This is a genomic window from Vibrio gazogenes (assembly GCF_002196515.1).
GTDB lineage: Bacteria > Pseudomonadota > Gammaproteobacteria > Enterobacterales > Vibrionaceae > Vibrio > Vibrio gazogenes_A.
Window position 1 is genome coordinate 280,158 of the sequence record NZ_CP018835.1, and the last position, 25,677, is coordinate 305,834.

At 45.1% G+C, this 25,677-nt stretch carries 19 protein-coding genes; 5 read left to right on the forward strand and 14 right to left on the reverse strand.

The window, feature by feature from the left end; translation table 11 throughout:
• Positions 1–79: 79 nt before the first annotated feature.
• The 9 genes from BSQ33_RS01300 to BSQ33_RS01340 form a co-directional block, all read right to left on the reverse strand.
• The gene (locus BSQ33_RS01300; protein WP_088133030.1) at positions 80–1,144 is read right to left on the reverse strand and encodes a UDP-glucose--hexose-1-phosphate uridylyltransferase; all 1,065 of its coding nucleotides are present in this window, start codon (positions 1,142–1,144) and stop codon (positions 80–82) included.
• A 115-nt stretch (positions 1,145–1,259) separates the two neighbouring features.
• Positions 1,260–2,279, reverse strand: coding sequence for a UDP-glucose 4-epimerase GalE (galE, locus tag BSQ33_RS01305; protein ID WP_088133031.1), 1,020 nt, complete (start codon positions 2,277–2,279; stop codon positions 1,260–1,262).
• Between the two features lie 43 nt (positions 2,280–2,322).
• Entirely contained in the window at positions 2,323–4,056 is a 1,734-nt protein-coding gene (locus BSQ33_RS01310; protein ID WP_021021641.1) for a methyl-accepting chemotaxis protein, read from the reverse strand.
• Positions 4,057–4,198: 142 nt separating this feature from the next.
• Positions 4,199–5,467: a maltoporin gene (locus BSQ33_RS01315; protein WP_088133033.1), complete on the reverse strand. Its 1,269-nt coding sequence runs from the start codon at positions 5,465–5,467 to the stop codon at positions 4,199–4,201.
• 147 nt (positions 5,468–5,614) lie between these two features.
• The gene (locus BSQ33_RS01320; protein ID WP_021021639.1) at positions 5,615–7,681 is read right to left on the reverse strand and encodes a beta-galactosidase; all 2,067 of its coding nucleotides are present in this window, start codon (positions 7,679–7,681) and stop codon (positions 5,615–5,617) included.
• A complete protein-coding gene (locus BSQ33_RS01325) occupies positions 7,681–8,913 on the reverse strand; it encodes a glycoside hydrolase family 53 protein (RefSeq protein ID WP_088133035.1) in 1,233 nt (410 codons plus the stop codon). Before BSQ33_RS01325 ends, BSQ33_RS01320 begins: the two co-directional genes overlap by 1 nt.
• Positions 8,914–8,929: 16 nt before the next feature.
• The gene (locus BSQ33_RS01330) at positions 8,930–9,793 is read right to left on the reverse strand and encodes a sugar ABC transporter permease (RefSeq protein ID WP_021021637.1); all 864 of its coding nucleotides are present in this window, start codon (positions 9,791–9,793) and stop codon (positions 8,930–8,932) included.
• Between the two features lie 4 nt (positions 9,794–9,797).
• Positions 9,798–11,093, reverse strand: a complete 1,296-nt coding sequence (locus BSQ33_RS01335; RefSeq protein ID WP_051116234.1) for a carbohydrate ABC transporter permease — start codon at positions 11,091–11,093, stop codon at positions 9,798–9,800.
• 167 nt (positions 11,094–11,260) lie between these two features.
• Positions 11,261–12,496: an extracellular solute-binding protein gene (locus tag BSQ33_RS01340; RefSeq protein ID WP_021021635.1), complete on the reverse strand. Its 1,236-nt coding sequence runs from the start codon at positions 12,494–12,496 to the stop codon at positions 11,261–11,263.
• A gap of 218 nt (positions 12,497–12,714) precedes the next feature.
• Here BSQ33_RS01340 and BSQ33_RS01345 point away from each other — a divergent pair, with 218 nt between their 5' ends.
• The 4 genes from BSQ33_RS01345 (at position 12,715) to BSQ33_RS01360 (ending at position 17,817) form a co-directional block, all read left to right on the forward strand.
• Entirely contained in the window at positions 12,715–13,818 is a 1,104-nt protein-coding gene (locus BSQ33_RS01345) for an ABC transporter ATP-binding protein (RefSeq protein ID WP_021021634.1), read from the forward strand.
• Between the two features lie 78 nt (positions 13,819–13,896).
• Positions 13,897–14,904, forward strand: a complete 1,008-nt coding sequence (locus tag BSQ33_RS01350) for a LacI family DNA-binding transcriptional regulator (protein ID WP_021021633.1) — start codon at positions 13,897–13,899, stop codon at positions 14,902–14,904.
• Positions 14,905–15,208: 304 nt separating this feature from the next.
• Entirely contained in the window at positions 15,209–16,207 is a 999-nt protein-coding gene (locus BSQ33_RS01355) for a glycoside hydrolase family 53 protein (RefSeq protein ID WP_021021632.1), read from the forward strand.
• Positions 16,208–16,827: 620 nt separating this feature from the next.
• Positions 16,828–17,817, forward strand: a complete 990-nt coding sequence (locus BSQ33_RS01360; RefSeq protein ID WP_021021631.1) for a carbohydrate porin — start codon at positions 16,828–16,830, stop codon at positions 17,815–17,817.
• A 92-nt stretch (positions 17,818–17,909) separates the two neighbouring features.
• Here the strand turns inward: BSQ33_RS01360 and hxpB are convergent, their stop codons facing one another.
• The 3 genes from hxpB to hrpA form a co-directional block, all read right to left on the reverse strand.
• Entirely contained in the window at positions 17,910–18,566 is a 657-nt protein-coding gene (hxpB, locus tag BSQ33_RS01365) for a hexitol phosphatase HxpB (protein WP_021021630.1), read from the reverse strand.
• A gap of 88 nt (positions 18,567–18,654) precedes the next feature.
• Positions 18,655–19,137, reverse strand: coding sequence for an outer membrane beta-barrel protein (locus tag BSQ33_RS01370; RefSeq protein ID WP_021021629.1), 483 nt, complete (start codon positions 19,135–19,137; stop codon positions 18,655–18,657).
• 152 nt (positions 19,138–19,289) lie between these two features.
• Positions 19,290–23,210: an ATP-dependent RNA helicase HrpA gene (hrpA, locus tag BSQ33_RS01375; protein ID WP_027694383.1), complete on the reverse strand. Its 3,921-nt coding sequence runs from the start codon at positions 23,208–23,210 to the stop codon at positions 19,290–19,292.
• Positions 23,211–23,395: 185 nt separating this feature from the next.
• Between hrpA and BSQ33_RS01380 the strand changes: the two genes are divergently transcribed.
• Positions 23,396–23,818: a hypothetical protein gene (locus tag BSQ33_RS01380; RefSeq protein WP_051116235.1), complete on the forward strand. Its 423-nt coding sequence runs from the start codon at positions 23,396–23,398 to the stop codon at positions 23,816–23,818.
• A 56-nt stretch (positions 23,819–23,874) separates the two neighbouring features.
• Here BSQ33_RS01380 and BSQ33_RS01385 read toward each other — a convergent pair whose 3' ends face one another.
• Both BSQ33_RS01385 and BSQ33_RS01390 read right to left on the reverse strand, forming a co-directional pair.
• A complete protein-coding gene (locus BSQ33_RS01385) occupies positions 23,875–24,936 on the reverse strand; it encodes an NAD-dependent epimerase/dehydratase family protein (RefSeq protein ID WP_088133037.1) in 1,062 nt (353 codons plus the stop codon).
• A gap of 3 nt (positions 24,937–24,939) precedes the next feature.
• Positions 24,940–25,536, reverse strand: a complete 597-nt coding sequence (locus BSQ33_RS01390) for a TetR/AcrR family transcriptional regulator (RefSeq protein ID WP_021021625.1) — start codon at positions 25,534–25,536, stop codon at positions 24,940–24,942.
• Positions 25,537–25,677 lie beyond the last annotated feature (141 nt).

Sequence of the window (25,677 nt, forward strand, 5' to 3'; positions counted from 1 at the left end):
TTGGGATGGGATAGCACACCTGACTTTTGTCTGTTCGGTCGCACTATCCTGTAAGGGGTTATCAGCCGCATTCGCGGGCTTACTGCGCTTTGTAATGCACATCGCTCAGGTCACGCAGGCGCTGCGCCGCTTGTTCGGCGGTGAGATCTCGTTGTGCCTCGGCCAACATTTCGTAACCCACCATGAATTTACGCACCGACGCACTACGGAGTAGTGGCGGGTAAAACACCGCGTGTAATTGCCAATGTTCAATGCTTTCCCCTTCCGCATCCGCTTCGGTAAAGAACGGTGCATAGTGCCACCCCATGCTGTATGGAAAAGCACATTGGAATAGGTTGTCGTAACGGCTGGTCAGCTTTTTGATCGCGATGGCAAGATCATCACGTTGCTCATCACTCAGTTCACTCATACGGCGGATATGGGTTTTAGGCAGCAGCATGGTTTCAAATGGCCACGCAGCCCAATAAGGTACCAGCGCGAGCCAGTGTTCAGTCTCAACGACAGTGCGCGAGCCGTCTTTCAGTTCAGCTTGAACATAATCCACCAACAAGTTGCTGCCATGCGTTTGGTAATACGCTCTCTGGTGATGATCTTTGCGCGCAATTTCGTTCGGTAAGAAGCTATTCGCCCAAATTTGACCATGCGGATGCGGTTGAGAGCAGCCCATGCTTTCGCCCTTATTCTCAAACGCCTGAACCCAGATGTAGTCTTTGCCGAGCGCTTCGATTTGCTCGTTCCACGTATCAATCACACAACGGATGTTGTCCACGGGAAGCTCTGGCAAGGTTTTGCTGTGATCAGGAGAAAAACAGATCACGCGGCTCAAACCACGAACCCCTTGGGTTTTGAACAGTGGACTGTCTGACTCTGGCGCGTCCGGTGAATCCACCATCAGCGCAGCGAAATCATTATCGAACACGTATGTTCCTTGATAGTCGGGGTTCACATCGCCAGAAATACGCGTGTTTGTCGGGCAAAGGAAGCATGTCTCATCGTAGCTTGGTAATTGATCCATTGCAGGTTGCTCATCTGCGCCACTCCAAGGCCGTTTTGCACGGTGGGGTGACACTAAAATCCATTGACCTGTCAGTGGGTTGTAACGGCGGTGTGGGTGATCCACAGGGTTAAATTCAACGTTCGACATCTTATACTCAACTCTTAACATTTCTTTCCTCTGCATCCCTATAAAAACTGAAAAATAGAGGGATGCAGCCAAAACAACTTAGAAAGCGCGGGTTACAACGCTGTAACGACTGCAATTACTCAGGGGAATATCCTTGTGGGTTCTTAGACTGCCAATGCCAAGTATCGGCCGTCATCTCTGCCACACTGCGTGTTGCTTTCCAACCCAGTTCACGTTCTGCTTTTTCTGTACTGGCCCAACATTCAGCAATATCCCCCGGACGACGAGGGCACAACTCGTAACGCACCGGCTGACCGCACGCTGCACTGAAAGCTTCCACCATTTCAAGCACACTCGAACCTTGGCCCGTCCCGAGGTTATAGATGTGTAACCCTGACTGTTCACCAACCGTTTTGAGCGCGGCGATATGGCCTTCGGCTAAATCCATGACGTGAATGTAGTCGCGCACGCCCGTGCCGTCTGGTGTTGGGTAATCGTGACCGAATACCGACAGATACTCTCGACGCCCTATCGCGACTTGAGCAATAAATGGCATTAAGTTATTGGGGATGCCTTGTGGATCTTCCCCCATCGTGCCAGAGGGGTGCGCACCGACCGGATTAAAGTAACGGAGCAACGTAATACTCCAGTCCCCTTCGGCAAAAAATAAGTCGCTCAACCCCTGTTCCACCATGTATTTACTCCGCCCGTAAGGATTGGTGGTCGCACCGGTCGGCGATGCTTCAGTAATCGGCACCGTGTCAGGATCACCGTATACGGTGGCAGAAGAACTAAAGACCAGACTTTTTACACCGGCTTTACGCATACAACGCGCCAGAACAAATGAGCCGTTGACGTTGTTGTCATAATATTCCAGCGGTTTTGCAACGGACTCGCCCACCGCCTTAAGGCCGGCAAAGTGGATGACCGCTTGGATATTGTGGTTTGCAAAGACGGAATCCAAGAAGACTTCATCTCGGACGTCGCCTTGATAAAACAAAGGTTGTTGGCCCGTGAGAGCTTCAATTCTGCTTAAGACTTCTACTTTGGCGTTAGACAAATTATCGATAATGATTGGCTCGATACCCGATTCAATGAGCCGGACACACGTGTGACTACCGATATATCCCATTCCGCCTGTCACCAGAACTTTCATTGTTGATTCTCCTTTCCTCATTTCGGATGATTCCGTTGGGTCGTTAAACTTTGAAAATCGCTACGTCTTTCGTTAATGCAGAGGAAACCCGGCTAATATCACCATGCACACTCGCGATAGCATTGGCACTCCGAGTAATTTCATCGCTCAGCGAGTTGGACACTTCAACCTCTGAGTTCAGTTTCTGCATCATTGCGCACTGGGTATCTGACGCCTGAGAAATGCCTGAGTTAATGGTATTGATTTCACCGACGGCCTGCTCAGCCAGTTGAATTTGTTCAATCACGGCTAAAGTGCTGTTGCGGCTTAGCTCGCTACTTTTAAGAACCTGAGACATTTGTCCGACAATTTGATCTGACGAATTGGAAAACTGAATCAGAAACTGATCAATTTCGATGGTGCTGCTTCGTGTTTTCGACGCAAGTGCCCTTACTTCATCAGCGACAACAGCAAACCCCTTACCTGATTCACCGGCGCGCGCAGCCTCAATCGATGCATTTAACGCTAACAAATCCGTTTGATCGGCAATTTTCTGAATGGAACTCAAAATGCGACTGATCCCCTGCGAGACAGTCTCCATCACACCAATTGATGATGAGATTTGTGCTGTATTTTCGCCTAAGGTGATCACTGTGTTTTCAGCAATGACACCTTTTTCGACCGCTTCACCAACCTGATGACGAACTTGCTCTGCTAACGTCATTGCCAGATGTGTTTGTTGTTGGATATCCAGTGATGACTGTTGAATGTCATTGATAGCACCCGACAAACTTTCACTTTGCTGGTTATAACTGGCGACCGTCGAAACATTGCGCCCAATTTGCACATCAAGCGCTTCTCTGGCTTCATTCAACGCTTGGTTCGAGCCAGAGATATTTTTAAATAAAGCCTGTAAATTATCGATAAAGCCATTGACTGACCGAGAGATGTCACCGATTTCATCTTGGCGATTCAGATTAATTCTTTGGGTTAAGTCAGCATCACGACCAGATAGACTTTCCATGAGCTGCTTTAATTTTGATAACGGATTTAATTGCGTATTCAGGATCATTAAACTGATCACCAGCATAATCAATGCACAAAGTGACATATACTTGGTAATATCCTGATTGATTTTATCGATGATTGTATTGATATAGCCATAATCAATATATGAACGTAAATGCCAGTTCGAACCGGCAACCGTGATCGTATCCGTTTGCTTTAACGCTAAATTGGATTTACTGGTTGAATAAATAGAATTATTCTGATCATCCAGCAACTCAAAATAAACGCCCGGTACACTATACCTGTCAATTAGCTCACCAATTAGACCTAAATTGATAGTAAAGAAGTCCACAACCCCATTTTTCTTTTTCGAAATAATGATTTTTGCCTGACCATTTTTTGCGAAAATTTGCGTTATTTTAATCCCGTCAGGGTGGTCATGGGCTAAGTCAATATAATATTGGGACTGCGCTTTATCTAAGCTGCCTTTGTCGCTTAACGCAGTTTTGTTAATCAGCTTGACAACTTGTTCATAACCGAGCTTTTGTTTGGTGTCGCGAATACCAATGATGCCAAAATCAAGGCTCTCTATCACCGATATATCGCGTTCAATCGATTTTCTGATTTCACTACTAATTAAATTTACATTACTAGCCATACGACTGTCGTAAGTTTTATTAATATAATCACCAATCACATATTTAACGCTAAAATATGCACTCATAATGGTGATAATTAATGACATCCCAAACAAGGTAATAATCTTATTTTTCAACGACAGAGATTTCATATATCAGTCCAGATAAAAAGGCTCTTGAAATTTGTGCGGCTAAATATGACTCACCTCAAGAGCAAATGGCAGAGGATCCCAAGATAGGCCAGCATGGCATACCACTGGCCTATCGATAGGATTAATTCACAATGTTAATCAATTACCACCAAGCCTCGATTTGTACACCGTAGTTGAAGGTGTTGTTACTGTTGTTGTTGTCAAAATGTTTTCCTTCATTATCTTTCAAATAAGTCACATAGAAGCGAATTTCGGGACGAGCGAAGAAAGATTCACCGGCAGAGATGGCATGGGCAAGCGTGAATTTTGTACCGCTAGAGTTCTCTTCAGAACCTAAGTGATCCGTTTTGTCTTGGTCAAAGTAACCGACTTCTAACATGGTTTTGTTGTATGGCGACCAGATATAGGTCGGACGCGCAACAAATGAGAACAACGTTTCCTTACCAAGCCCGTCATCATGATCTTTCACGTGACCGTAAGTAAGGACATGATCGATCACGACATTTTTGCTTAAGTTCACATCACCGGTACTGATGAAACGAAAGCCTTTTGCTTGACTCGTATCACCATGCCAGATGTCATACCATCCGCCGCCTTGTGAGATAGCATTTTGTGCCAGTCCTTTGTCCATGTATTGCAAGACAAACTTGTTATAACCCAATGAAAAGTTTTGACTCAGTTCAGCAGTTAACATCAAACCGTTGTCGAAATTTTCCGTCAACTCTTTTTGTTTATCGGTTGGATTCACAATCGCGTAGTCAACACCGAACTCCGTCCACGCGCCTTCCCACGGGCTAAACCCTGCGTAGCGTAAATCTAAGTAGTAGGTATTCAGATCACCGTAACTGGTTTTATTACCACCATTCCACGTAGCCAGCTCATTATCAGCACGGATGACCGCGGCTGACACTGCACCAGTATCTAACTTGATATTTTCAATACCGGCACCATAACCGGAAACATTCCAGTATTTGGTATCGATAATATGGATATCATGACGTTGATAAAAACGTTTTCCCGCCCAGATAACAGCATCCGGTAGTGATGGAATATAGCCCTTCGCCTGAATGTTTAACTGTTTAATTCCAAATTTGGTCTTGCTCTCATCGTCATTTTCCGTATTTTCCGTCTCAAGATTTCCGTTTGATGACATCTCAACCATACTTTGAAAATACATTGACCGGCCGTCTTGATTAAATAATTCTTGCCCTAAACCAATTTCGGAATAGGTATCAAACTCATTCCCCAAGCGGCCTAATTTCGATTTGTTAAACTCATCGCCACCTTTCGTCCCCCCCCCATCAGAATTCGCGCCGATACCAGCCCGAACATAACCACTAAAATCAACTGCGAAAGCTTGAGTGGCAGATAAAGCGCTTAAAATAGCGACTGTCAATATTGCTTTTTTCATTTGCATTTCCTTTTGTTTTATTTTTGAGTTATTGGATGGGTAAATATCGCCATGCCATTAATTCAGGCAATACTGACCCGTGAGATGAATCTCATCTCATTTTTAAATCGGGTGATTGATATCCGCCTAAATCATTAGGCGGAATCATTATTTATTATTTTCGATAACGATGACTTGATAAGGTTGAATCAATATATTCTCCTGAACTGCATCACCTGTATTGACATTCATCCATTCCCCGTGTGGCACATTCACAGTTTGCTGTTCATTCATAAAGTTCATCATAAATAAATAGCGCGACTGTTCATCTTCACGCGTTGTCACTGACACACCGTAAGGAATATTATCAATGGGCTTGCGAATATCATGTAAATGCGCAAGTGCGGTATAGAATAACTGGTTGAATTCTGTCTCGGTACGTGCCGCAATATAATAAGCACAACCTTTACCGAGTTGATTCTTCGTGATAGCCGGGCAACCCTCGAATAAGTCCTCGCGGTAATAAGCCAAAGCTTCTGCCGTTTCTAAATGAATATGCTCCATTAAGTGCTTGGCCTGAAATTCACCAGTGAAACCAAGACCGGAATGCGCTTCCATCGCAAATAAAACGCGCTCATCGTCGTAAAGTGAGTCAATCTCTTCGGCCCAGATACCGAATGTGCGCCGCAGCGGGCTCCCTTCTCCACCGGGAAAACCGCCCAAGAAGCACAGATCATTGTGATCAACGATGCCACTCCAGTACGTTGCAACTAAAGTACCGCCCTGCTCAACAAACGCTTCCAGACGTTCAGCAACACCCGGTTTGATGAGGTACAGCATCGGCGCAACAATGACTTTGTAAGGCGTAAAGTCACAGAGCTGTTCAATGATGTCGCAACTGATTCCTTGCTGCCAAAAACCCCGGTAATGATCACACACCGTTTGTTCATAGTTCAGGCCTTCATTGCGAGGGCCTGAAGCATCATCCATTGCCCAACGGCTTTCCCAATCAAAAACAATGGCGACTTCCGCCTGCGTGCCCGTTCCCGCGACAGCATTGATCTGTTGCAGATACTCACCGACAGCGGTCACTTCCCGGCCGGTACGTGTATTGGCATGACCCACATGATCAATCACGGCACCATGAAACTTCTCAACAGAACCACGGCTTTTTCGCCACTGAAAATACTGAACAGAATCAGAGCCATGTGCCACAGCTTGTAATGAAGACAGCAAATGAACACCGTCTTTCTTGAGCTTAGTAATCGGCTGCCAGTTGGTTTGACTTGGGGTGGATTCCATCAGTAAAAACGGCTGATTTTTCAGGGTGCGCATCAAATCATGGTACATCCCGATATAGCAAGCGAGTTCAACCTCATCGGGGTCACGGTGCCATAGCGGATAACTGTCCCAAGAAACGACATCAATTGACTTCGCCAGCGCCCAATAGTTGTAATCGTAAAAATACTCCATAAAGTTTGCCGTGGTCGGTAGATCAGGATTGATCGACTTCAGCGGTGCAATCTCATGCTCACAGAAATTGGCGACCCGATCGGTACAGAACCGTTTCCAATCCAGTTTCAGTGCGTGCACGGAGTTCTCTCCAATCGGAGATGGCGACTCAATTTGTTCCCAACTGGTATAGGTATGACTCCAGAAAGCGCTCCACCACAGCTTATTCAGATTATGTAGCGAGCCGTACTTGTTTTTCAGCCATTGCCGAAACTCAGCCTGGCAGTAATGACAGTGACAATCGCCACCATATTCATTGGAAACGTGCCAGCCGATCACCGCAGGATGGTGGCTGTAACGCTCTGCCAATTTGGTATTGATGATCGCCACCTTTTCGCGATAATTTGGCGAACTGTAACAATGGTTATGCCGCTCTCCATGCAACTGTTTCACCCGTGCACTGTTGACCCGAAGCACATCAGGGTATCGCGCTGACAACCAAGCAGGACGAGCGCCACTTGGTGTAGCAAGAAATACAGAAATACCATTGTCTGCCAAAGTATCAAGGACGTTATCCAGCCATTCAAACTGAAACTCCCCTTCAACCGGTTCAAGCGCAGACCAACTGAATATACCGACAGACATCACGTTACATTGTGTCTGCTTCATCAGTTCAATGTCTTTGGCTAAAATATCCGGTCTGTCGAGCCACTGCTCGGGGTTGTAATCTGCCCCATGGAGCAAACCTTTTATCTTGGGAATAATATGTTTTTTATAATTCATTATTGACCTTTAAATACTTTCAATGACGGTAAGGCATGACCTTCAAAATCAAACAGCGTCTGGTTTTCCCATGAGTTCCCCATGTCCCCTTTGTCGCCACTATATTTCATGCCAGCTTTCGTTGACCAAGTTGCACCCTTAATCGGTAACCATGCCGGCTCCCAGTAATAGATTCCTAAGCCTTGTTCATTTGGCAGTTCATTCAACATCGTCATGATGTCAGCCAAGTATTGCGCCTGACCGTTGACAGAAACGCTATATCCTTCAATCGGACCTGAACCGGCGTAGCTGTTACTGAGTGAGTCCCCATTCTCAGTGGTAAAAGGAAAAGCCGTTTCCACCAATACGATAGGCTTGTGATAACGACGAATCACATCATTCATATTGGCTTTGACTTTATCGATGGGGCCATGCCACCACGGGTAGTAGGACATACCAATCACATCAAAATCGACGTCGCGTTTGGTGATTTCATCAAACCACCAGCGGAACAGGCCATTGTCCCCCGCTTCTGCAAGATGCAACATGATTTTGATGTCTTTACCACTGTCGTTATCATGCACGGCTTGAATGCCGGATTTCAGGAGACGAGACAGGCGATCGAACTCTTTGCCATCTTGTCCCCAACTCTTTCCATCAGGCCACAGCATTCCGCTATTCAGCTCGTTACCGACCTGAACCATGTCTGGCACAACACCTTTCGCGTGGAGTGCTTTCATCACATATGCGGTGTAGTCGTAGACTTTCTCAGTCAGATGCTCAAATGTCAGTTGCTGCCATGCTTTGGGTTTTTGCTGCTTCTTCGGATCCGCCCAGAAATCGCTGTAATGAATATCAAGCAGGAATGACATACCGTTTTCCTGTGCGCGTTGACCAAGCTCGATGGCACGCGCTAACGTATTATTCCCGCCACCGAACACTTCACCACTGGCAGACATGGGATCAACCCATAAACGTGCGCGGATCGAATTCACCCCATTCTCTTTTAATATTTTAACCAGATCTTCTTGATGACCATTTTGGTAATATTTCCCGCCTAACTTTTCTATTTCAGGCAACATAGAAATATCCATACCACGGATAAAATCAGCTCTCAGGTGTGGCGCAGTGATCACCTCATCTTTCGAGTTGGTATTCATATCTGCACGATGATTGACTGATGAATTCACGGATTGACAGCCAGCCAGAGCCACTGCCGCACTAATGAGTGCAACCTTTAATTTTCTATTCATATCTTTCTCTCTCGTATTAGCCTTTCGTACTACCTGCTGTTAAGCCAGATACAAAGTATTTCTGTAGCGATAGATAAAGCAGCGCGACCGGTATTGAAATCAGCACAGCACCTGCGGCATATGTGGTATAACTCGCGCCCATTTTTTCCACGACCAAATTATATAAACCGATCGGCAAGGTATAATTTTCAGGCGTTCTTAAAATCGTGGTTGCGAGAATGAAATCACCTAATGGCCCGGTGAAAGAGAACAATGCGACAACGGCAATAATCGGTTTTGAAATGGGTAATATAATTTCCAGAAAAATACGAATATTACTGGCGCCATCCATTTTGGCCGATTCATCCAGATCCTTCGGTATAGCGTCTAAGTAACCTTTCATTAAATACGTATTCATCGGGATCATACCGCCGACATAAACCAGTACTAATGCAAGATGGCTATTAATCAAACCCAACATCTGTGCCAGAACAAATATCGCAATCAAGGCGGAGAATTGTGGGATCATCTGCAACAGAAGAAACAACATCAAACCGTTTTTTCTGCCCTTAAAGCGAAACCGTGAGAATGCATAGGACGTACATGACACACAGATCAGCGTGAGAGCCATCGTCAAAAAGCTGATTTTCAAACTATTCCAAAACCAAGTCAGATAGGCGACTTTGTCATTCGCAAACAACGTTGCATAGTGACTCAACGTCGGGTTATCGGGAAAAATGGATTCTCCCATGATGCTGTTGCCCGGATAGAATGATGCGCCGACCGTCCACACCAATGGGTAAATAATGATCACGGATACCAAGAGGATCAGACCGTAACTCAAAGTCAGTCGAATGCGATTATTACGTTTAATACTCATATTATTGCGTTTAATACTCATATTGTTATCTCGCCTCTTCTTTGAATGATTTGGTCATCCGGAATTGCCACAGCGCAATACCGACTACGAAAATCGATAGTAACAAGGTGATTGCCGATGCGACCCCGTATTGCGATGAAGACATCGTCAATTTATAAATCCATGACACCAAGATATCGGTACCGCCCGCGTTACTCCCAATGACAGCAGGACCACCATTGTTAAAGAGATAAATAATATTGAAGTTATTGAAGTTAAACGTATATTGTGTGATCAGAATCGGTGCAATGGAATACAGTACCAGCGGTAATGTGATCGTTCTTAACTGTTGAAATTTACTCGCACCGTCCATCGTCGCGGCTTCATAGAGATCACCGGGAATCGCCTGTAAAACACCGGTTGTCATGGCAAAGACAAACGGGAAGCCAAGCCAGGTCTGAATCATGATCAGCGCAATTTTGGTCCAGAACGGGTCCGTCAGCCAAGCTCTCGCCTCAATGCCGAAGAAGTCGAGAATGACGTTGTTAATCACGCCAAAGCTATCGTTAAACATCCCGGTAAAAATAAGAATGGTCACAAAACCGGGTACCGCCCAAGGCAGAATAAAAATAGTCCGGATCAATGGCTTAAATTTAAGGTCTTTCTGATTTACCAGTATTGCCAACAGAACCCCGACGGTACATTGCAGCGTTGATGCAACAAGTGTCCAGACGACCGTCCACTGCAATACATCAATAAAGGTGTTGCGCCACAAATTGATTTGGAAAATGTTGAAGAAGTTCTTTAACCCAATCCAGTCAACCAGCTTCGCAGGCGGTGAGTTGTACAAGTTATAGTTGGTAAAACCAATGGCAAAACCAAAGATAATCGGGAACACCACCACAAAGACTAAGAGGATAAAACCGGGGCTGATCATCAGATAAGGAAAGCCGGCATTAATAACATTGCGGTACTGAACTCGTAATGAGTTCAACGGGCGGCCTTCATCAAACAACTTACCGTTTTTATAAGCGTCATTGATACTCAGGACATACACCACCAAACCAAATACCACCACAAGTGCAGCGATAATCCCGTGTGCGAGCAGGAAAACTGAGTTGTCTTCAGGGAGATTTTCACCCAGCGTGACCAGCCCCCACATGCCGTGGGAAATAAAATCACGCGTGACGGCATAAAAACTCGTGAGCAAGATGAAAAACATCATGCCTTTGACAAACTGGCGGTTATAGAATTGGCCAAAGCCAGGTATTAACGCAAGTAAGGAAGCCGTCAGTCGGTGGGATCGATATCGTCCCGAGTCATGCTTAAAACGTTCACTCATGTCAGGTATCACTTACAAACTCCATTTCAGAAAACATCTGAGGAAAACTTCTGGCGTCTGTCAGCCCAAGCCAAAACGGGCACATAGGGCTAACAACTGCTTCCGCCAGAACAATATTCATAGAACAATATTCATAAAACGATATTTACCAGAACAATATCTTTCAATTATTGCCCCATCATTGCGTGGTTCGCTTCAATTTGCATTTGGATGCTTTCTACCGCAGAGTCGAGAGCACTTTTCGGATCTTGTTTATTGGTCGCAATCAACTGTAATGCGCTGTTTGCAGGTCCCCAGACTTCATTCATTTCTGGAATGGAAGGCATGGAGGTCGCATGAATGGACTGAATCGCAACTGCATTTGCACCCGGGTCATTTTTGATGATCGGATCGTCCACTAATTTTTTCACAGCAGGTACTTCACCTGTCAGCTCAAAGCGGCGTTTGGCATTCTTATAATTATTGATGAACGTAATAAACTCTTGCGCGAGTGGTTTATTTTTCGAGAAGGTGGAGATACTGTAACTCTTCACGCCCATAAATGATCCCATTGGCTGACCAGATGGCAATTTTGGAAGTGGTGCGACACCATAATTGATACCCGCTTCTTTATAGGGCTGAAGTGACCAAGGGCCAGTCTCAACAATGGCAGCTTTACCTGACGTAAATAATGAATCGATTGCATTCAGACCATTATTACCAATAATGCCGGTCGGAAATACTTTAGACTGATAGAATTTCTGAATGAATTTCGCACCTTCTATCGCTCCGGGAGTGTTCAGTAATATTTTATTAGGATCGTAAGAGCCGTCGGCTTTTTTCCCGAAAATATCGCCACCCATTCCGTGTAAAATGCCATAGGTGTAATAAAGCTCATCCCATTTAGCCAATAAACCGTATTTATTTTCCTTACGAAACTTCTTCGACAACTCAAATATTTCATCCATCGTATCAGGGAGCTTCGAAATAAGATCTTTGTTGTACACCATAAATACGGTTTCAACCGACTTTGGCAAGCCGTAGAGCACACCATTGTATGTCAATGCATCAATCGAAGATTGCGTAAATGTATCGGTAACCGCTTTATCAACCTGAACCGGAGCAAGCAGACCTTGAATCACCGCCCCGCCAATCTGATCATGGGGAATCAAGACAACATCAGGACCGGTGCCCGCCGGACCGTCCATACGCAGAGATTCGATCTGACCACCGTATGGCATTTCAAGCACTTTCACGTTTACATCGTGTTGTTTTTCAAATGCTGCAACCGCGTCTTCATTACCAAAAGACTTTTGAATGTCTTCCCAGACTAATAAAGATTGCTGCGCCAGCACCATTGGCGAACAAAATAAAGCGGTCACTGCGAGAGCAGCTATTTTTTTACTAAATTTATTATTATCCATAAAATTTCACGCCTTTGTTTTTGGTAAAAAATAAAATTTATGGTGCAAATATGCTCCTTTGTGTTATTTTTTCCATAGACGCAATCCATTGACGTGATATAAGTCACTTTTACTAACAGTTATTGTGATAAAACGAGCAATTAAAAATAAAATTTACTAAATAAAAGACGAATTAGATCACACACTTTTTATTTATTACCAGTTATGAGGAACTTAAAATGTCTTCGATTCAATTATCCAATGTCGTAAAACGTTTTGACGATACCCAAACCATTCACAACGTAAACTTATCGATAGAAGAAGGTGAATTTGTCGTCTTTGTCGGTCCATCAGGCTGCGGAAAATCGACGCTGTTGCGTATGATCGCCGGTCTGGAAGATATTAGTGATGGCTCCATCTCTATTTCAGGAAATATCGTCAACGACACGCCCCCATCAGAACGAGGCGTTGCCATGGTATTTCAATCATATGCGCTCTACCCTCATATGACCGTTGCAGAAAACATGGGGTACTCGTTAAAAGTCAACAAAGTGCCAAAAGAAGAACGTGATAAAAAAGTACAACTGGTCGGCAAAGCACTCCAGTTAGAGCATCTGCTTGATCGTAAACCGGCCCAACTTTCAGGGGGCCAGCGTCAGCGCGTTGCCATCGGCCGGGCAATTGTCAGAGATCCCAAAGTCTTTTTATTCGATGAGCCGCTCTCAAATCTTGATGCCGAATTACGTGTAGATATGCGTCTGCATATTGCGAAATTACATCAAGAACTTCAGTCAACGATGGTTTATGTGACGCACGATCAAGTCGAAGCCATGACATTGGCTGATAAAATCGTGGTACTGCGTGATGGAAAAGTTGAGCAAGTGGGGTCACCAATGGATCTGTACCATCATCCAGTGAACCGATTTGTTGCCGGATTTATCGGCTCACCTAAAATGAATTTTCTGCCTTGTACCGTTGAAAGCTGGGATGAAAATAGTTTAACCGTCACACTGGATGTTGGTCGCTCAATCACCTTACCGATCAAAACAGCCCCCATTGAAATCGGCACAACACTCACATTAGGGATTCGCCCTGAACACCTCACAACCAATCCGGCGACGATTATGCTGGCCTTCCAGTGTGAAGTGATCGAGCGCCTGGGAGGGATGACGTATATCTTTGGCCAATGTGGCGGTGTGGATGACTTTAAGTATCTTCATCATGGGGATACGCAAGTACAGCCAGGTGAGTCAATTTCGTTATTTGCATCACCTTCCCATTTACACATTTTTGAAGCTGATGGAAGCGTCATAAAATTTGATTCTGTACAATCAACGCATTAACGCTCTGGCACCGAAGCGCATTTTAAATGCGCTTTGGCATTGTAGGACCATCCAATAAAAATAATATAGGGTAATCTTTTGGCGACACTTAAAGACATTGCACAAAAAGCTAACATTTCTACTTCCACGATTTCGCGCTTTCTGAACGAAGACCCAACTTTATCGGTCAGTGAAGATAAGAAGCGAGCTATTTTGGAGGCCGTCGAATCGCTGGGCTATCAATCGCCGAAACGGAGTAAAAAACAGTTTATTCATCATCAAGCCCCCAGAGTGAATGAACCGGTTGGCGCACATCATGTTGTGATGTTGAACTTTTTAACCCCCACACAAGAAATCGACGATCCGTATTTCACGTCCATTCGTGCCGGTATTCAAAACCGCTGCTTAGAGAAAGGTGTGGATTTAAGAACAATCCATTTAGATCAAATCGATGCCAGTCTAAAGCTGATAGAAAAAGCCCCGACGCTGATCGCAGTCGGACACTTCGATGAGCATATTGTCGAGACATTATATAACACGAACCCTAATATTATTTTTGTTGATTCAAATCCCTTGGGGAGTAAAACAGATGCGGTCTTAATTGACCGATTAGCATTATCGAATGACGTCATGCAGAATATATTAAACAACCACTGTAAACGCCCTGCTTTTATTGGTAACAATGAGGAACGCTTACATGTGTTTCGCAAAGTGACCAAAGAAAATGGTTTGTATCACGAAGCATTATGTAAAGTCAGTAAAGAATATTGCATCGAATCGGGATATCAAGCGATGAAAGAAATGCTACACCTCGATGAACTACCCGATGTGGTTTACGCTGCGACAGATATGGTCGCCGTCGGTGTTTATCGCGCCATTTATGAATCTGGGTTAACCATTCCGGGGGACATACAAGTCATCGGGACCAATGATATTTCGTCAGCCCGACACATGAGTCCAAGCCTGACAACCATGAGGCTGTTTCCATTTGAAATGGGAGAAGTTGCAATCGATATGTTCATTGAGAAAATGGCTGGCAGACAGTATAAGAAAACGGTTTTATTCGGTCATGAATTTATATGGCGGGATAGCTTTAAGATGAAATAAATACGATGTATTTTATTATTCAACAGGTTTTTTATTTCAACCAATCTGTTTCTCACATCAGCCGTCTTGTGTAAAACAAGACGATGATAGACGAATTGATCTGATTATTTTTCACAAAGACCATCATCACAATTATCTCAGTAAATTTACTTAGATAATTCCTTCACAATCACAACCACATAAAATAATTGCTTCAAATAGTCACAACACTTTTATTAATCACATCAATATTAGAATCCGTTGCTATTATATTCTGTACGTCATTCAAGTGACGATAACGTGAATTGATAAAAACGGTGGAACGATGAAAAATACCCTAAAAACACTAGCAATCTTCGGCTCATTAGTCACATCGGGCTATTCTCACGCGTTGATTAAAGGCGCGGATATTAGTTGGATAACCCAAATGGAAGATAGCGGCTACGAGTTCTACAACGATTGGGGCTATCGACAAGATGTCCTGTCAATCTTACGCGACCATGGTATGAACGCCGTGCGCTTACGTGTGTGGGTCAACCCACGTGATGGTTATTACAACTCACTTGAAGATGTGATCGTCAAAGCAAAATGGGCCAAAGCTGCCAATATGGATGTGATGATCGATTTCCATTATAGCGATACGTGGGCAGATCCGGGCAATCAGTGGAAGCCTGCGGCATGGGCCCAACTCAGCTTTAACGACTTAATGGCTCGCGTCTGGTCTTACACTCGCGATTCACTCGAAACCTTAAAAGCGGCGGGGATTACCCCAAAATGGATTCAGATCGGGAATGAAACCAATAATGGCATGCTTTGGAATGATGGCATGGCTTCAAGTCACATGCGTAACTATGCATGGCTATTTAATAGCGGACGTAACGCGGCGAAAGAAGTATTCCCCAATGCCAAAGTTATTGTTCATTTAGCCAACTGCCATGACAACGCCAATTTCCGCTGGATACTGGATGGCTTACAGGCCAATAGTGCCTGGTGGGATGTCATTGGGGCCTCTTCTTATCCCAAAAATGCAACCGGCCTGTCTTGGCAAGAAGCAAACAAACGATGCCTGAATAACCTCAATGATCTGGTCAATCGTTATGGGACCGAAGTGATGATTACCGAAATCGGTGTCCCCTGGGATGACCCTGAATCTAAACGTATCGTTGCAGACATGATCCAAAAAGTACGTCATGTCAATCAGGGCAAAGGAATTGGGATCTTCTATTGGGAGCCACAGGCCTATAACTGGCAAGGCTATACCCTAGGCGCATGGAATCCAAATACCCGTCGCCCGACTCAGGCGCTGGATGCTTTTCTTGAATAACGCATCACAGAGCACGCCCCTGCCCCTCGATGTTCAGAGGGGCATCATCAAAAATTGAGTCACGCGCAATTTCACAGCTTTAAAGCCTACAACGTTTTCTCCCCTCCACAATCTCATCCTCTTTTCATACTTCCCTTTTGCCAAAAAAGATGACCTGCTCCCCCGACAATATCCGATACCAAGCATAGGAACTCGCAATCATTTGAAGCCGAAAAGCGCGCCAACAATCAAGAACTGCACAAGGCAGAAAAAGACAACGTTCCCAAAAAATGTGATCGCGATAAAATCAGTAAATACATTCAATTTCATAACTGTAAAACCAAAAAATCATCCATAAACACCAAATAAAACCGATCAACTGTATAGATAACTGTCACCAATGACTAACAATAAAGTCAATAATATGAAGTAAATCAAACTTGCCACGACCAAAATAGGGAACGATCCCGAAAAGTGATCTAACCGAAAGTTTCATTCAATTAGCAAATGTAACCTCTAAATTCATCACCAAGATGAAATCAACAAAATTCAATCAATGATTGGATCCCCAGAAAATAATAATGGTGGATTGAACCACTTATGGGGCTTAAGAAATGAGTAACTTTTTACGGAGTATAACGATGAAAACAAGTGGTATTTTGAAATTATCAGCAATCGCCCTACTGACTTCTGCTGCACTCAATGTTCAGGCCGGCACCAGTGTCACCAATGAAATGGGAACATTCGCGATCCACGGTGATGTGGAATTTAATAATGACTACCATAACCAAGAAACAACCGGACCCGACACAACCACTTATGATCAAAATGGCCGCCTTTTAATTGGTGTTTCCGGTTCGCGGGATGTCGGTAGCAATGGCTATATCAATGCAAACGCTGAAACATTACTGCATCTCGATGGTGACATCACTGCCGATGATGCGTGGATTGCAATCGGTGAGAAAGCTGACTGGGAAATTAAAATGGGACGCTTTGAAGCATATGACCTCTTCCCTGCTGGTCAGGATACGTTTGTCAATTACGCGCAAGACGTTTATATGACCAAGTATGCCCGCGGACGCAGTGATAACGGCCAGATTGCTTTATCCAAAACGACTGAACGCGTCTATTTCGAACTGAGCACCACCTTCATGGCCAACGATGATAGTAATATCAACGCAAGAAATAATGCGGTGTTTCTTCGTCCGGTCGTCGCCGCCACGCTGACTGACTCATTGAAGTTAGCCGTTGGTGCAGAAATTAATGCAACCGCAGATGAAGAAGATGCTGCCAATGATTTTTCCGGTTATGGTGCAACGCTGAACTATATACTGGGTGACATCAATATGAATGTAAGCTATGCCACCCGTGACTTTGATGGCACCACCAACCAAGAAGATACCACCTACGGTGTCAACGCCCAATATCAAAACTTCTTTATTGCCTATGTCTATGGCGAAACCGATAAAGGCACTACCGAGAAAAGCACCACCGTCTATACCTCGTATAAATTCGCCAACATTATGGATGTTGAAGACTTGGCACTGTACGCCGGTGGTTATTACTCTGACGTAAAAGATGCCGACAAGACTGACAGCGGTTTACGTCTGCGCGTCAAATATTTGTTCTAAATTTTCCCCACACTGCCTGTCTGCCCTATATCTGTTGTAACCCACGCGGTTTCAGTCACAGATATGGGGCTGACTCTTATCTTTCGGCTCATTCAGTCGTTTGCACGAACCAACGATACAATCGCTTCCAGTGACGTGAAGTATTGATCAGCCAGTGCAAACCGGGGATCCTGCTGATGCGCGTTCACAACAAATGTCGTCATTGATGCAGCTTTGGCTGCGGTCATACCGGTCACACTATCTTCAATCACCAGACATTGATCAGGCGACACATCGAGTTTTTGTGCGGCACTTAAATAAACGGCAGGATGCGGTTTACCGTACTCTTCATCCTCGGCGCTACACACTTGGCTGAAATATGCTTCGATCTCAAGACGCTGGAGCACCGCCTGAATAATTTCCGGCCCGGATGAGGTCGCCAGACCAATACGATAACCCGCCTGTTTCAGCGCCGCTAAAAGTTGATGAACGCCCGGCAGAGCACGTCCATGAGCCCTCACCTGAACAATCAGTTTTTCTAGGATTTGCTGCGCAAGAATCGCCGGATCAACCTGAAGCTGACAGCGTTGACACCAAGTCGAAGCAATCGCGTCTAACCGTTTTCCCATGGTGTGCTGAATACATGCTTCAACCGTGATTTCGGCCCCATAAGTAGCCAGTGTTTCAATCTGTGCCTGTCGCCAGAATGGTTCTGAATCAATTAACACACCATCCATATCAAAAATAACTGCTTTATATGGCAATGCCATCTGCCGCCTCTCCTCTGTTTACCGGGATTTAAAATGTAAAAAGCCAGCAAAGTGCTGGCTTAAATTGATCGAACAATGATGGGAAAACTTAAAGAAAATGGAATGTTGCATTTAAGTTGAACGTTTTCATGTCATCATCATCCATAACATAGGTCTGGTAGCTGGCACCGATAGAAATCGGCCCCATCATGAAGTATTCCACACCGACACCGTACATCAGGTCAACACCATCATCCACTTTGGCACCGTTGACCTTTTCATCCCAAGCATGCAGGCCACCTTTGGCATAGACATGAAGCGGGCCAAAATCAATGCTTGGCTTAATTGCAAAATAACCTGTCGTCGCTTCGGTTTTATTGGCTGGCGAAACATCAATCTCATCAAACTTTGTAAAACCGGCTTCTAAACCAATTAATGGCAGAATACCTGTGCCGACATGAATATTGTAGGCTGTACCATGTTCACCTTTAAAGTCAGATTGTCCAACGGAAGCGCCGCCATAAATCCATGAATCTGCCAAGGCAGATGTTGATGCACCTAAAAGTGCCAATCCAATTAATGTTTTTTTCATGATGAACCTTCTCTACTTTTTCATCGGTGATCATACGATTGGTGATCATACTATTGGTGTTGATACCAAAGCGGCATAAAATTGCCTACGCTCGCCAAAAAACTAACAGAATTCTCTGTAATAGTCTGTTTTATGCAAAAATCGAACCTAAATTAGCATTCACTGATTGCATTCTTGATTCGCTTATCCGAAACAGGATAAGGCGTACCAAGTTGTTGAGCAAAGAAGCTCACTCTTAACTCTTCTATCATCCAGCGGATTGCTTTAACATTCTCGGGAATCGGTGCGCCTTTCGGAATTTTGTTCAATAACTCCCGATAATCTTGTGTCACCGATTCTATTTTCAGCATATGAAGTCGATCTTTGTTGGGATCGATGGGTAATTTTTCTAATCGACGCTCGATAGCCTTCATATACCTTAGGATATCCGGCAGTTTTTTCCAACCGCATTCCGTGGCAAAGCCTTTGAAGATCAAGCTTTCAATTTGTGCTTTGATATCAGAAAGTGCAAATGCCATCGTAAAATCGACTTTCCCTTTCAGCTTTTTATTGATTTGATACGCAGTTGTCAAAATTTCTTCAACTTGCTTTGCAATATCAACAACGGTGTCACCCAACTCAGCGCGAACATACTCTTTCAACGCTTCAAACGCCTCAGCCTCCCAGACTAATCCGCCTTGCCCATCGATAAGCTTGTCGATACCACAGGTAATACAGTCATCAATCAGATCCAACACTTTGCCATATGGATTGAAATAAAGCCCGAGTTTCGATTTATTCGGTAGATTAGTGTGCAAATATTTCACCGGAGACGGCACATTCAGCAAAATTAATCGCCGCTCCCCTGCTCGCATAGCACGTTGTTGCTCTTGCTCGGTCTCAAATAGCTGGATAGCGACGCTATCTTTTTCATCGACCAGTGCCGGATAGGCTCTGACATCGAAACCACCTTTTTTCTGCTGGTAGACCTGAGGAAGCTCTCCAAAGCTCCAGGTATGCAGACCTTTCTGTTCGATATCATCATCGGCTACCTGAGACAGAGTCTCTTTGACTTTGTCTTTCAGGCTCTCTTTTAACGTGAATAGGTCTTTATTTTCCCGCAACTTTTTATGCCGGTGATCGACGGCCCGAAATGTCATTCGCAGGTGATCCGGAATCTGATCGATTTGCCAGTCTTCGCGCAGAATGGTCACTCCGGACATCCGTTTCAGCTCTTTTTCCAACGCATCCAATAATGGCAGTTCCATTGGGGTCGTCCGGGCCAAAAATGCATCCGCGTAGTTCGGTGCCGGTACAAAATTCTTGCGCAATGTCTTCGGCAACGATTTGATCAAATTGACCACGAGTTCATGGCGTAGCCCGGGGATCTGCCAGTCAAACCCCATCGGTTCAATTTGGTTCAATACAGCCAACGGGATATGAACCGTGACACCGTCACTATCATCACCGGGTTCAAATTGATAGCTGAGCTTCAGCTTGATGCCATTCTGATGCCAGAAATTCGGATAATCGAGTTCGGTCACATGGCTGGCATCACCTTTGAACAACATCTCTTTTTCAAAATGGAGATATTCCGGATTCTCCCGGCTGGTCTTTTTCCACCATGTATCAAAGTGACGGCCGGAGACAACTTCCGTGCCGACGCGCTGATCATAAAATTGAAACAAGGACTCATCATCAATCAGAATGTCCCGCCGTCTCGATTTATGTTCCAGCTCTTCTACTTCTTGCAACAGCTTGCGGTTTTGTTTGAAGAAAGCGTGTTTAGTCTCCCACTCACCTTCTACCAGAGCACTCCGAATGAAGATTTCCCGGCTCAAGGTCGCATCAATCGGGCCATAATTCACGAGTCGTTTGGCAACAATCGGTACACCAAACAATGTCACTTTCTCATACGCCATCACCGCTGCGCGCTTTTTCGACCAATGCGGTTCACTGTAGCTTCGTTTGATCAAATGTTGTGCCAGCGGTTCAATCCACTCCGGTTGAATCTTCGCCACCACTCTGGCCCAAAGTTTCGAAGTTTCCACCAGTTCAGCCGACATCACCCATTTCGGTTGTTTCTTAAACAGGCCGGACGCCGGGAAAATATGAAAACGGGCATTTCTCGCCCCGTGATATTCTTTCTCTTCCTGATCTTTGATACCGATATGAGACAGCAATCCAACCAGAATCGAGGTGTGTACCCCCTGATAACTGCCGGGTTCTTCATTCAGCTTCAGCCCGAGGTCATGCATACTCTGATGCAATTGAAAATAGACATCCTGCCATTCACGAATGCGCAGATAATTCAGATAGTCACTTTTACACTGACGTCTGAACTGATTACTACTCAGGGCTTTTTGTTGTTGTTTGATGTAATCCCATAGATTAACAAAGGTCAGAAAATCAGAGTCTTCATGATAAAAACGGCGGTGTTTATCATCGGCTGACTGTTGTTTGTCCGAAGGCCGCTCTCGCGGATCCTGAATCGACAACGCCGCCGAGATAATCATTACTTCTTTCAGACATCCCCATTTCGGGGCTTCAAGCACCATACGAGCCAGCCGTGGATCAATGGGAAGACGCGATAACTTTTGTCCAATTGCAGTTAACCGTTTTTTGCGCTCCTGAGATTGCGTCTGAATGGCACCTAATTCTTCCAACAGCCGGACACCATCTTGAATATTGCGCTTATCCGGGGCTTCCACAAAGGGGAATGCCTCGATGTCACCAAGCCCCAAGGCTGTCATCTGCAAAATAACCGATGCCAGATTGGTTCTGAGTATTTCGGGATCGGTAAACTCAGGACGAGATTGAAAATCATCTTCGGAATAAAGCCGGATACAAATCCCGGCTTCAACCCGGCCACAACGCCCTTTACGCTGATTGGCGCTGGCTTGAGAAATCGGCTCAATCGGTAAGCGCTGCACTTTGGTGCGGTAGCTATAACGACTGATGCGAGCGGTGCCCGGATCAATCACGTATTTAATTCCCGGCACTGTCAGAGACGTTTCAGCAACGTTGGTCGCCAGAACAATTCTCCGGCCACTGTGGGATTGAAAAATCCGGTTCTGCTCTCCCGCTGAGAGACGCGCATACAAAGGCACAATTTCAGTATGTTTGAGGTTGCGCTTGCTCAAGGCATCGGCGGTATCCCTGATCTCACGTTCTCCGTTCATAAAGATCAGGATATCTCCCGGCCCCTCATCACTCAGCTCATCCACAGCGTCAAAAATCCCGTCGAGCTGATCACGCTCACTTTCATCTTCACCGGCTAAGGGACGATAACGGGTGTCCACCGGATACGTTCTGCCGGACACTTCAATGATCGGCGCACCGTCAAAGTGCTGGGAAAACCGTTCAGGATCGATTGTTGCCGACGTGATAATCACTTTCAGGTCCGGACGCTTCGGCAGCAGCTGTTTTAAATAGCCGAGAATAAAATCAATATTCAGACTACGCTCATGGGCTTCATCGATAATGATCGTATCGTACTGATTCAGGAATCGATCATGCTGAATTTCAGCCAGCAGTATCCCGTCCGTCATCAATTTAATTTGAGTCTGATCGGATATCTGATCATTAAAACGTACTTTATACCCCACGAAATCGCCGAGTGAAGTTTTGGTTTCTTCAGCAATCCGGGCGGCGACAGAGCGTGCGGCTAACCGACGAGGCTGTGTATGACCAATAACCCCATATGTGCCACGCCCCAGCTCAGCACAGATCTTCGGCAACTGTGTGGTTTTCCCTGAGCCAGTTTCACCCGCCACAATCACGACTTGATGTTTTTCAATCGCTTGTGCAATGTCATCTCGTTTCTGACTGACCGGCAGAATCTCCGGGTAATCTAATACCGCAGAGGTTTGCTGTCTCAGTTCAGCGGCCATCATCGATTTGGCAATGTCCTGAGCAATTTCATCAAAGACGGCCTGTTTAGCGTTGGGATTGTTAATTTTACTGGCCCCCTGAATCCGTTTACTCAGGCGGAACCGATCTTTGATCATACATTCGTTCAATGCATGACGCAGTGTGCCCGGAGTATTTGGCTGTGCCTGAGGGGGTTGGGTATGTGGCTGTGACGACGTCAAAGCGAATCCTATTGTATACTTGATTGAAACTGGCCGGATTGTATCACTGTCAGGCCATGACACCAAAACTCCTTGATTTTCATCATCAGACTAATGAGTCAGTTCTCACTGCTACTGGTGCAGGTACAACATTTTTGATGTATATTTCGTTTGATGCCAGACATGCAGGTGAGACTATAAATAACGTGAAAGCTTCTGAATTGATTCATATCCTTAATGCCCTGCCCAATGATCCGGAAATTGTGACCGGAGAAACGTGGCTGCCGGAGCGTTTGCTGCACGCCAAATATCTCGATAATTTATTATTTTGTCAGTTTGATAATGCACCGGAAGAAAATGCAGGGGAAGAAGAAGGCAGAGGGTTTGTCGATCATGAACTGTCATTGCTGAAAAGCCATATCATGCAGATTTTTACGGAAAAAGCGCCTTTAGAACATAAGCGGGATGCAATTCTGGCCTTAATTCTTTATGCGCATGAACACTCGTCATCTGATGTCGTCGAAATGCTTGAACAGATCAGCCTGCAAGAAAGCAGTTTGCAAGCAGGCTATGATCAAGAAAGTCATGGGCAAGAAAGCGATTTTCCAGAAAACGATCAAGAAACTTAACCCATCGATTTCTTAACCTATCAATTACTTAACCTATCAATAAGTAAAACGCGCGATCAGCGCTCCAGTTTTCCTGTCGCCACTAACTGCGCAAAGCAATCATTCATCGTCACCGACAATGGTCGGTATTTCATTCCCAGTTCCCCGATACTCTTGGTATTGTTGCCCTTCCAGGCATAGCCGACATTCTGCATAATCGTTTTCCGGGTTATCCCCGGGTTGAGCATCGGCCCAAACAACCAGACAAGAAACTTCGGCAATACCCGTTTAGGCAGTGGATAATGCTTACCGTACTTAGGCAACAGTTGATGCGCCATTTCAAATAATGTCGTGTTACACCCCGAGATAATATATCGTCCACGGGCATGCGTGGTATACGCAGCTGATAAATGGGCTTCAGCAACATCCCGAATATCAACAACCCCAATCCCCCAGTTTGGCACACCGACTTTCATGGAACCATCTCCCATCTGACGGATGATGCGCAAACTTTCAGAGGTTACATCAGGGTTGACAGCGGGTCCCATCACCAGAGAAGGATTGATGACAACCAGCGTCCATTGTTGTTGCGCCTCGGCGATACGCCATGCTGCTTTTTCAGCTTCGGTTTTAGAATAAGCGTATGGGTGATGCTCCGGAGAACTGGAATGATTCCAGCTTTCTTCGGTAACCATACCGTGCTCTAAGTTTAACAAATCAGCATTATCACCATAAATTGCAGCACAACTGCTGGTCAGAACCACACGCTGTACTGACGGTGTTAACGTCGCCTGATTGAGCACATTGTGTGTGCCTTGTACGGCTGGCGTAATCAATTCACTTTGCGGATCGCGGACCTGAATCCGAAACGGAGACGCGGTGTGGAAGACCACGCGACAGCCTTGCATCGCTTCAGCATATGAGCCTTCGTCAAGTAAATTGGCCTGAAAATAGCGGATGCTTCCCGGTGCTGTTCGCGCAATTTGGTTGAGAGATTCGAGTTTGTCCTGCTCCCTCAAATCACGGACGGTTGCATGAACAGTGACGCCGGATTCAAGTAGACGTTTTATCAGCCACCCAGCAACATATCCTGTCGCGCCAGTGACCAGCACCGGCCATTTGCGGTTAATGCGATACATAATTCAATCGAACCCATTTAAATCTAAACAGGATGTAGACATTGCAATGCCACGCCAGAACACACGAAATGCCTCCCGAAATATCTTTTCTCTTTCCTGCTGGGAATATTGCTTCCGGTTCGTATATGCCACCAACGCATGCAGGTAACTTTGCATATTGATACATATCAGTTCGGGACACGTCGGGTGGAGTATGCCGCTCTGCTGAGCGTCTTCCAGTTTATCGAACATCGGTCCCCATAACCCTTCTACATACTGACGTGCGGTATCCCCTAATAACTGCGAGGTATTCAGGACATTCATTGCCCGATATTCGGTCAAATGATCGTAAGACCAGTTCGCAAAAGCAATCCATAGTGTAAAACAGACGTCGAAGACCGAAGCAGAGAAATCCACATGACTCAAAATGACATCAGCCATATTTTGCTTAACAAAGATATAAACTTCATCGATCAGTATCTGTTTGGTCTCAAAATGGTTAAACAGCGTGCCATTAGACACGCCGGCTTCTTTTGCAATGGCTGCGGTCGAAACCCCCACCCCATCCTGAGCGAATAAGCGAATTGATGCTGCTATAATCTGCTGTTTCTTTGTGTTCATCAAAAACAATACATTTAGAGTGACTAGTCACTCTAAAATAATCCAAGCCAAACCCCGTCGTCAACCATTATTTAACTGAGAATCATTTTCATTTTCCCTATTGATGATGAATGTTTAAACGACATGGGTCTCAAAACGCAT

Bases quoted from the DNA above. Each gene is read 5' to 3' on its own strand.
- BSQ33_RS01310 (WP_021021641.1), bottom strand. From the start codon at position 4,056: ATGAAATCTCTGTCGTTGAAAAATAAGATTATTACCTTGTTTGGGATG.
- BSQ33_RS01300 (WP_088133030.1), bottom strand. From the start codon at position 1,144: ATGTCGAACGTTGAATTTAACCCTGTGGATCACCCACACCGCCGTTAC.
- BSQ33_RS01320 (WP_021021639.1), bottom strand. From the start codon at position 7,681: ATGAATTATAAAAAACATATTATTCCCAAGATAAAAGGTTTGCTCCAT.
- BSQ33_RS01355 (WP_021021632.1), top strand. From the start codon at position 15,209: ATGAAAAATACCCTAAAAACACTAGCAATCTTCGGCTCATTAGTCACA.
- BSQ33_RS01370 (WP_021021629.1), bottom strand. From the start codon at position 19,137: ATGAAAAAAACATTAATTGGATTGGCACTTTTAGGTGCATCAACATCT.
- BSQ33_RS01360 (WP_021021631.1), top strand. From the start codon at position 16,828: ATGAAAACAAGTGGTATTTTGAAATTATCAGCAATCGCCCTACTGACT.
- galE (WP_088133031.1), bottom strand. From the start codon at position 2,279: ATGAAAGTTCTGGTGACAGGCGGAATGGGATATATCGGTAGTCACACG.
- BSQ33_RS01335 (WP_051116234.1), bottom strand. From the start codon at position 11,093: ATGAGTGAACGTTTTAAGCATGACTCGGGACGATATCGATCCCACCGA.
- BSQ33_RS01345 (WP_021021634.1), top strand. From the start codon at position 12,715: ATGTCTTCGATTCAATTATCCAATGTCGTAAAACGTTTTGACGATACC.
- BSQ33_RS01315 (WP_088133033.1), bottom strand. From the start codon at position 5,467: ATGAAAAAAGCAATATTGACAGTCGCTATTTTAAGCGCTTTATCTGCC.
- BSQ33_RS01390 (WP_021021625.1), bottom strand. From the start codon at position 25,536: ATGAACACAAAGAAACAGCAGATTATAGCAGCATCAATTCGCTTATTC.
- BSQ33_RS01340 (WP_021021635.1), bottom strand. From the start codon at position 12,496: ATGGATAATAATAAATTTAGTAAAAAAATAGCTGCTCTCGCAGTGACC.
- BSQ33_RS01385 (WP_088133037.1), bottom strand. From the start codon at position 24,936: ATGTATCGCATTAACCGCAAATGGCCGGTGCTGGTCACTGGCGCGACA.
- BSQ33_RS01330 (WP_021021637.1), bottom strand. From the start codon at position 9,793: ATGAGTATTAAACGCAATAATATGAGTATTAAACGTAATAATCGCATT.
- hxpB (WP_021021630.1), bottom strand. From the start codon at position 18,566: ATGGCATTGCCATATAAAGCAGTTATTTTTGATATGGATGGTGTGTTA.
- BSQ33_RS01325 (WP_088133035.1), bottom strand. From the start codon at position 8,913: ATGAATAGAAAATTAAAGGTTGCACTCATTAGTGCGGCAGTGGCTCTG.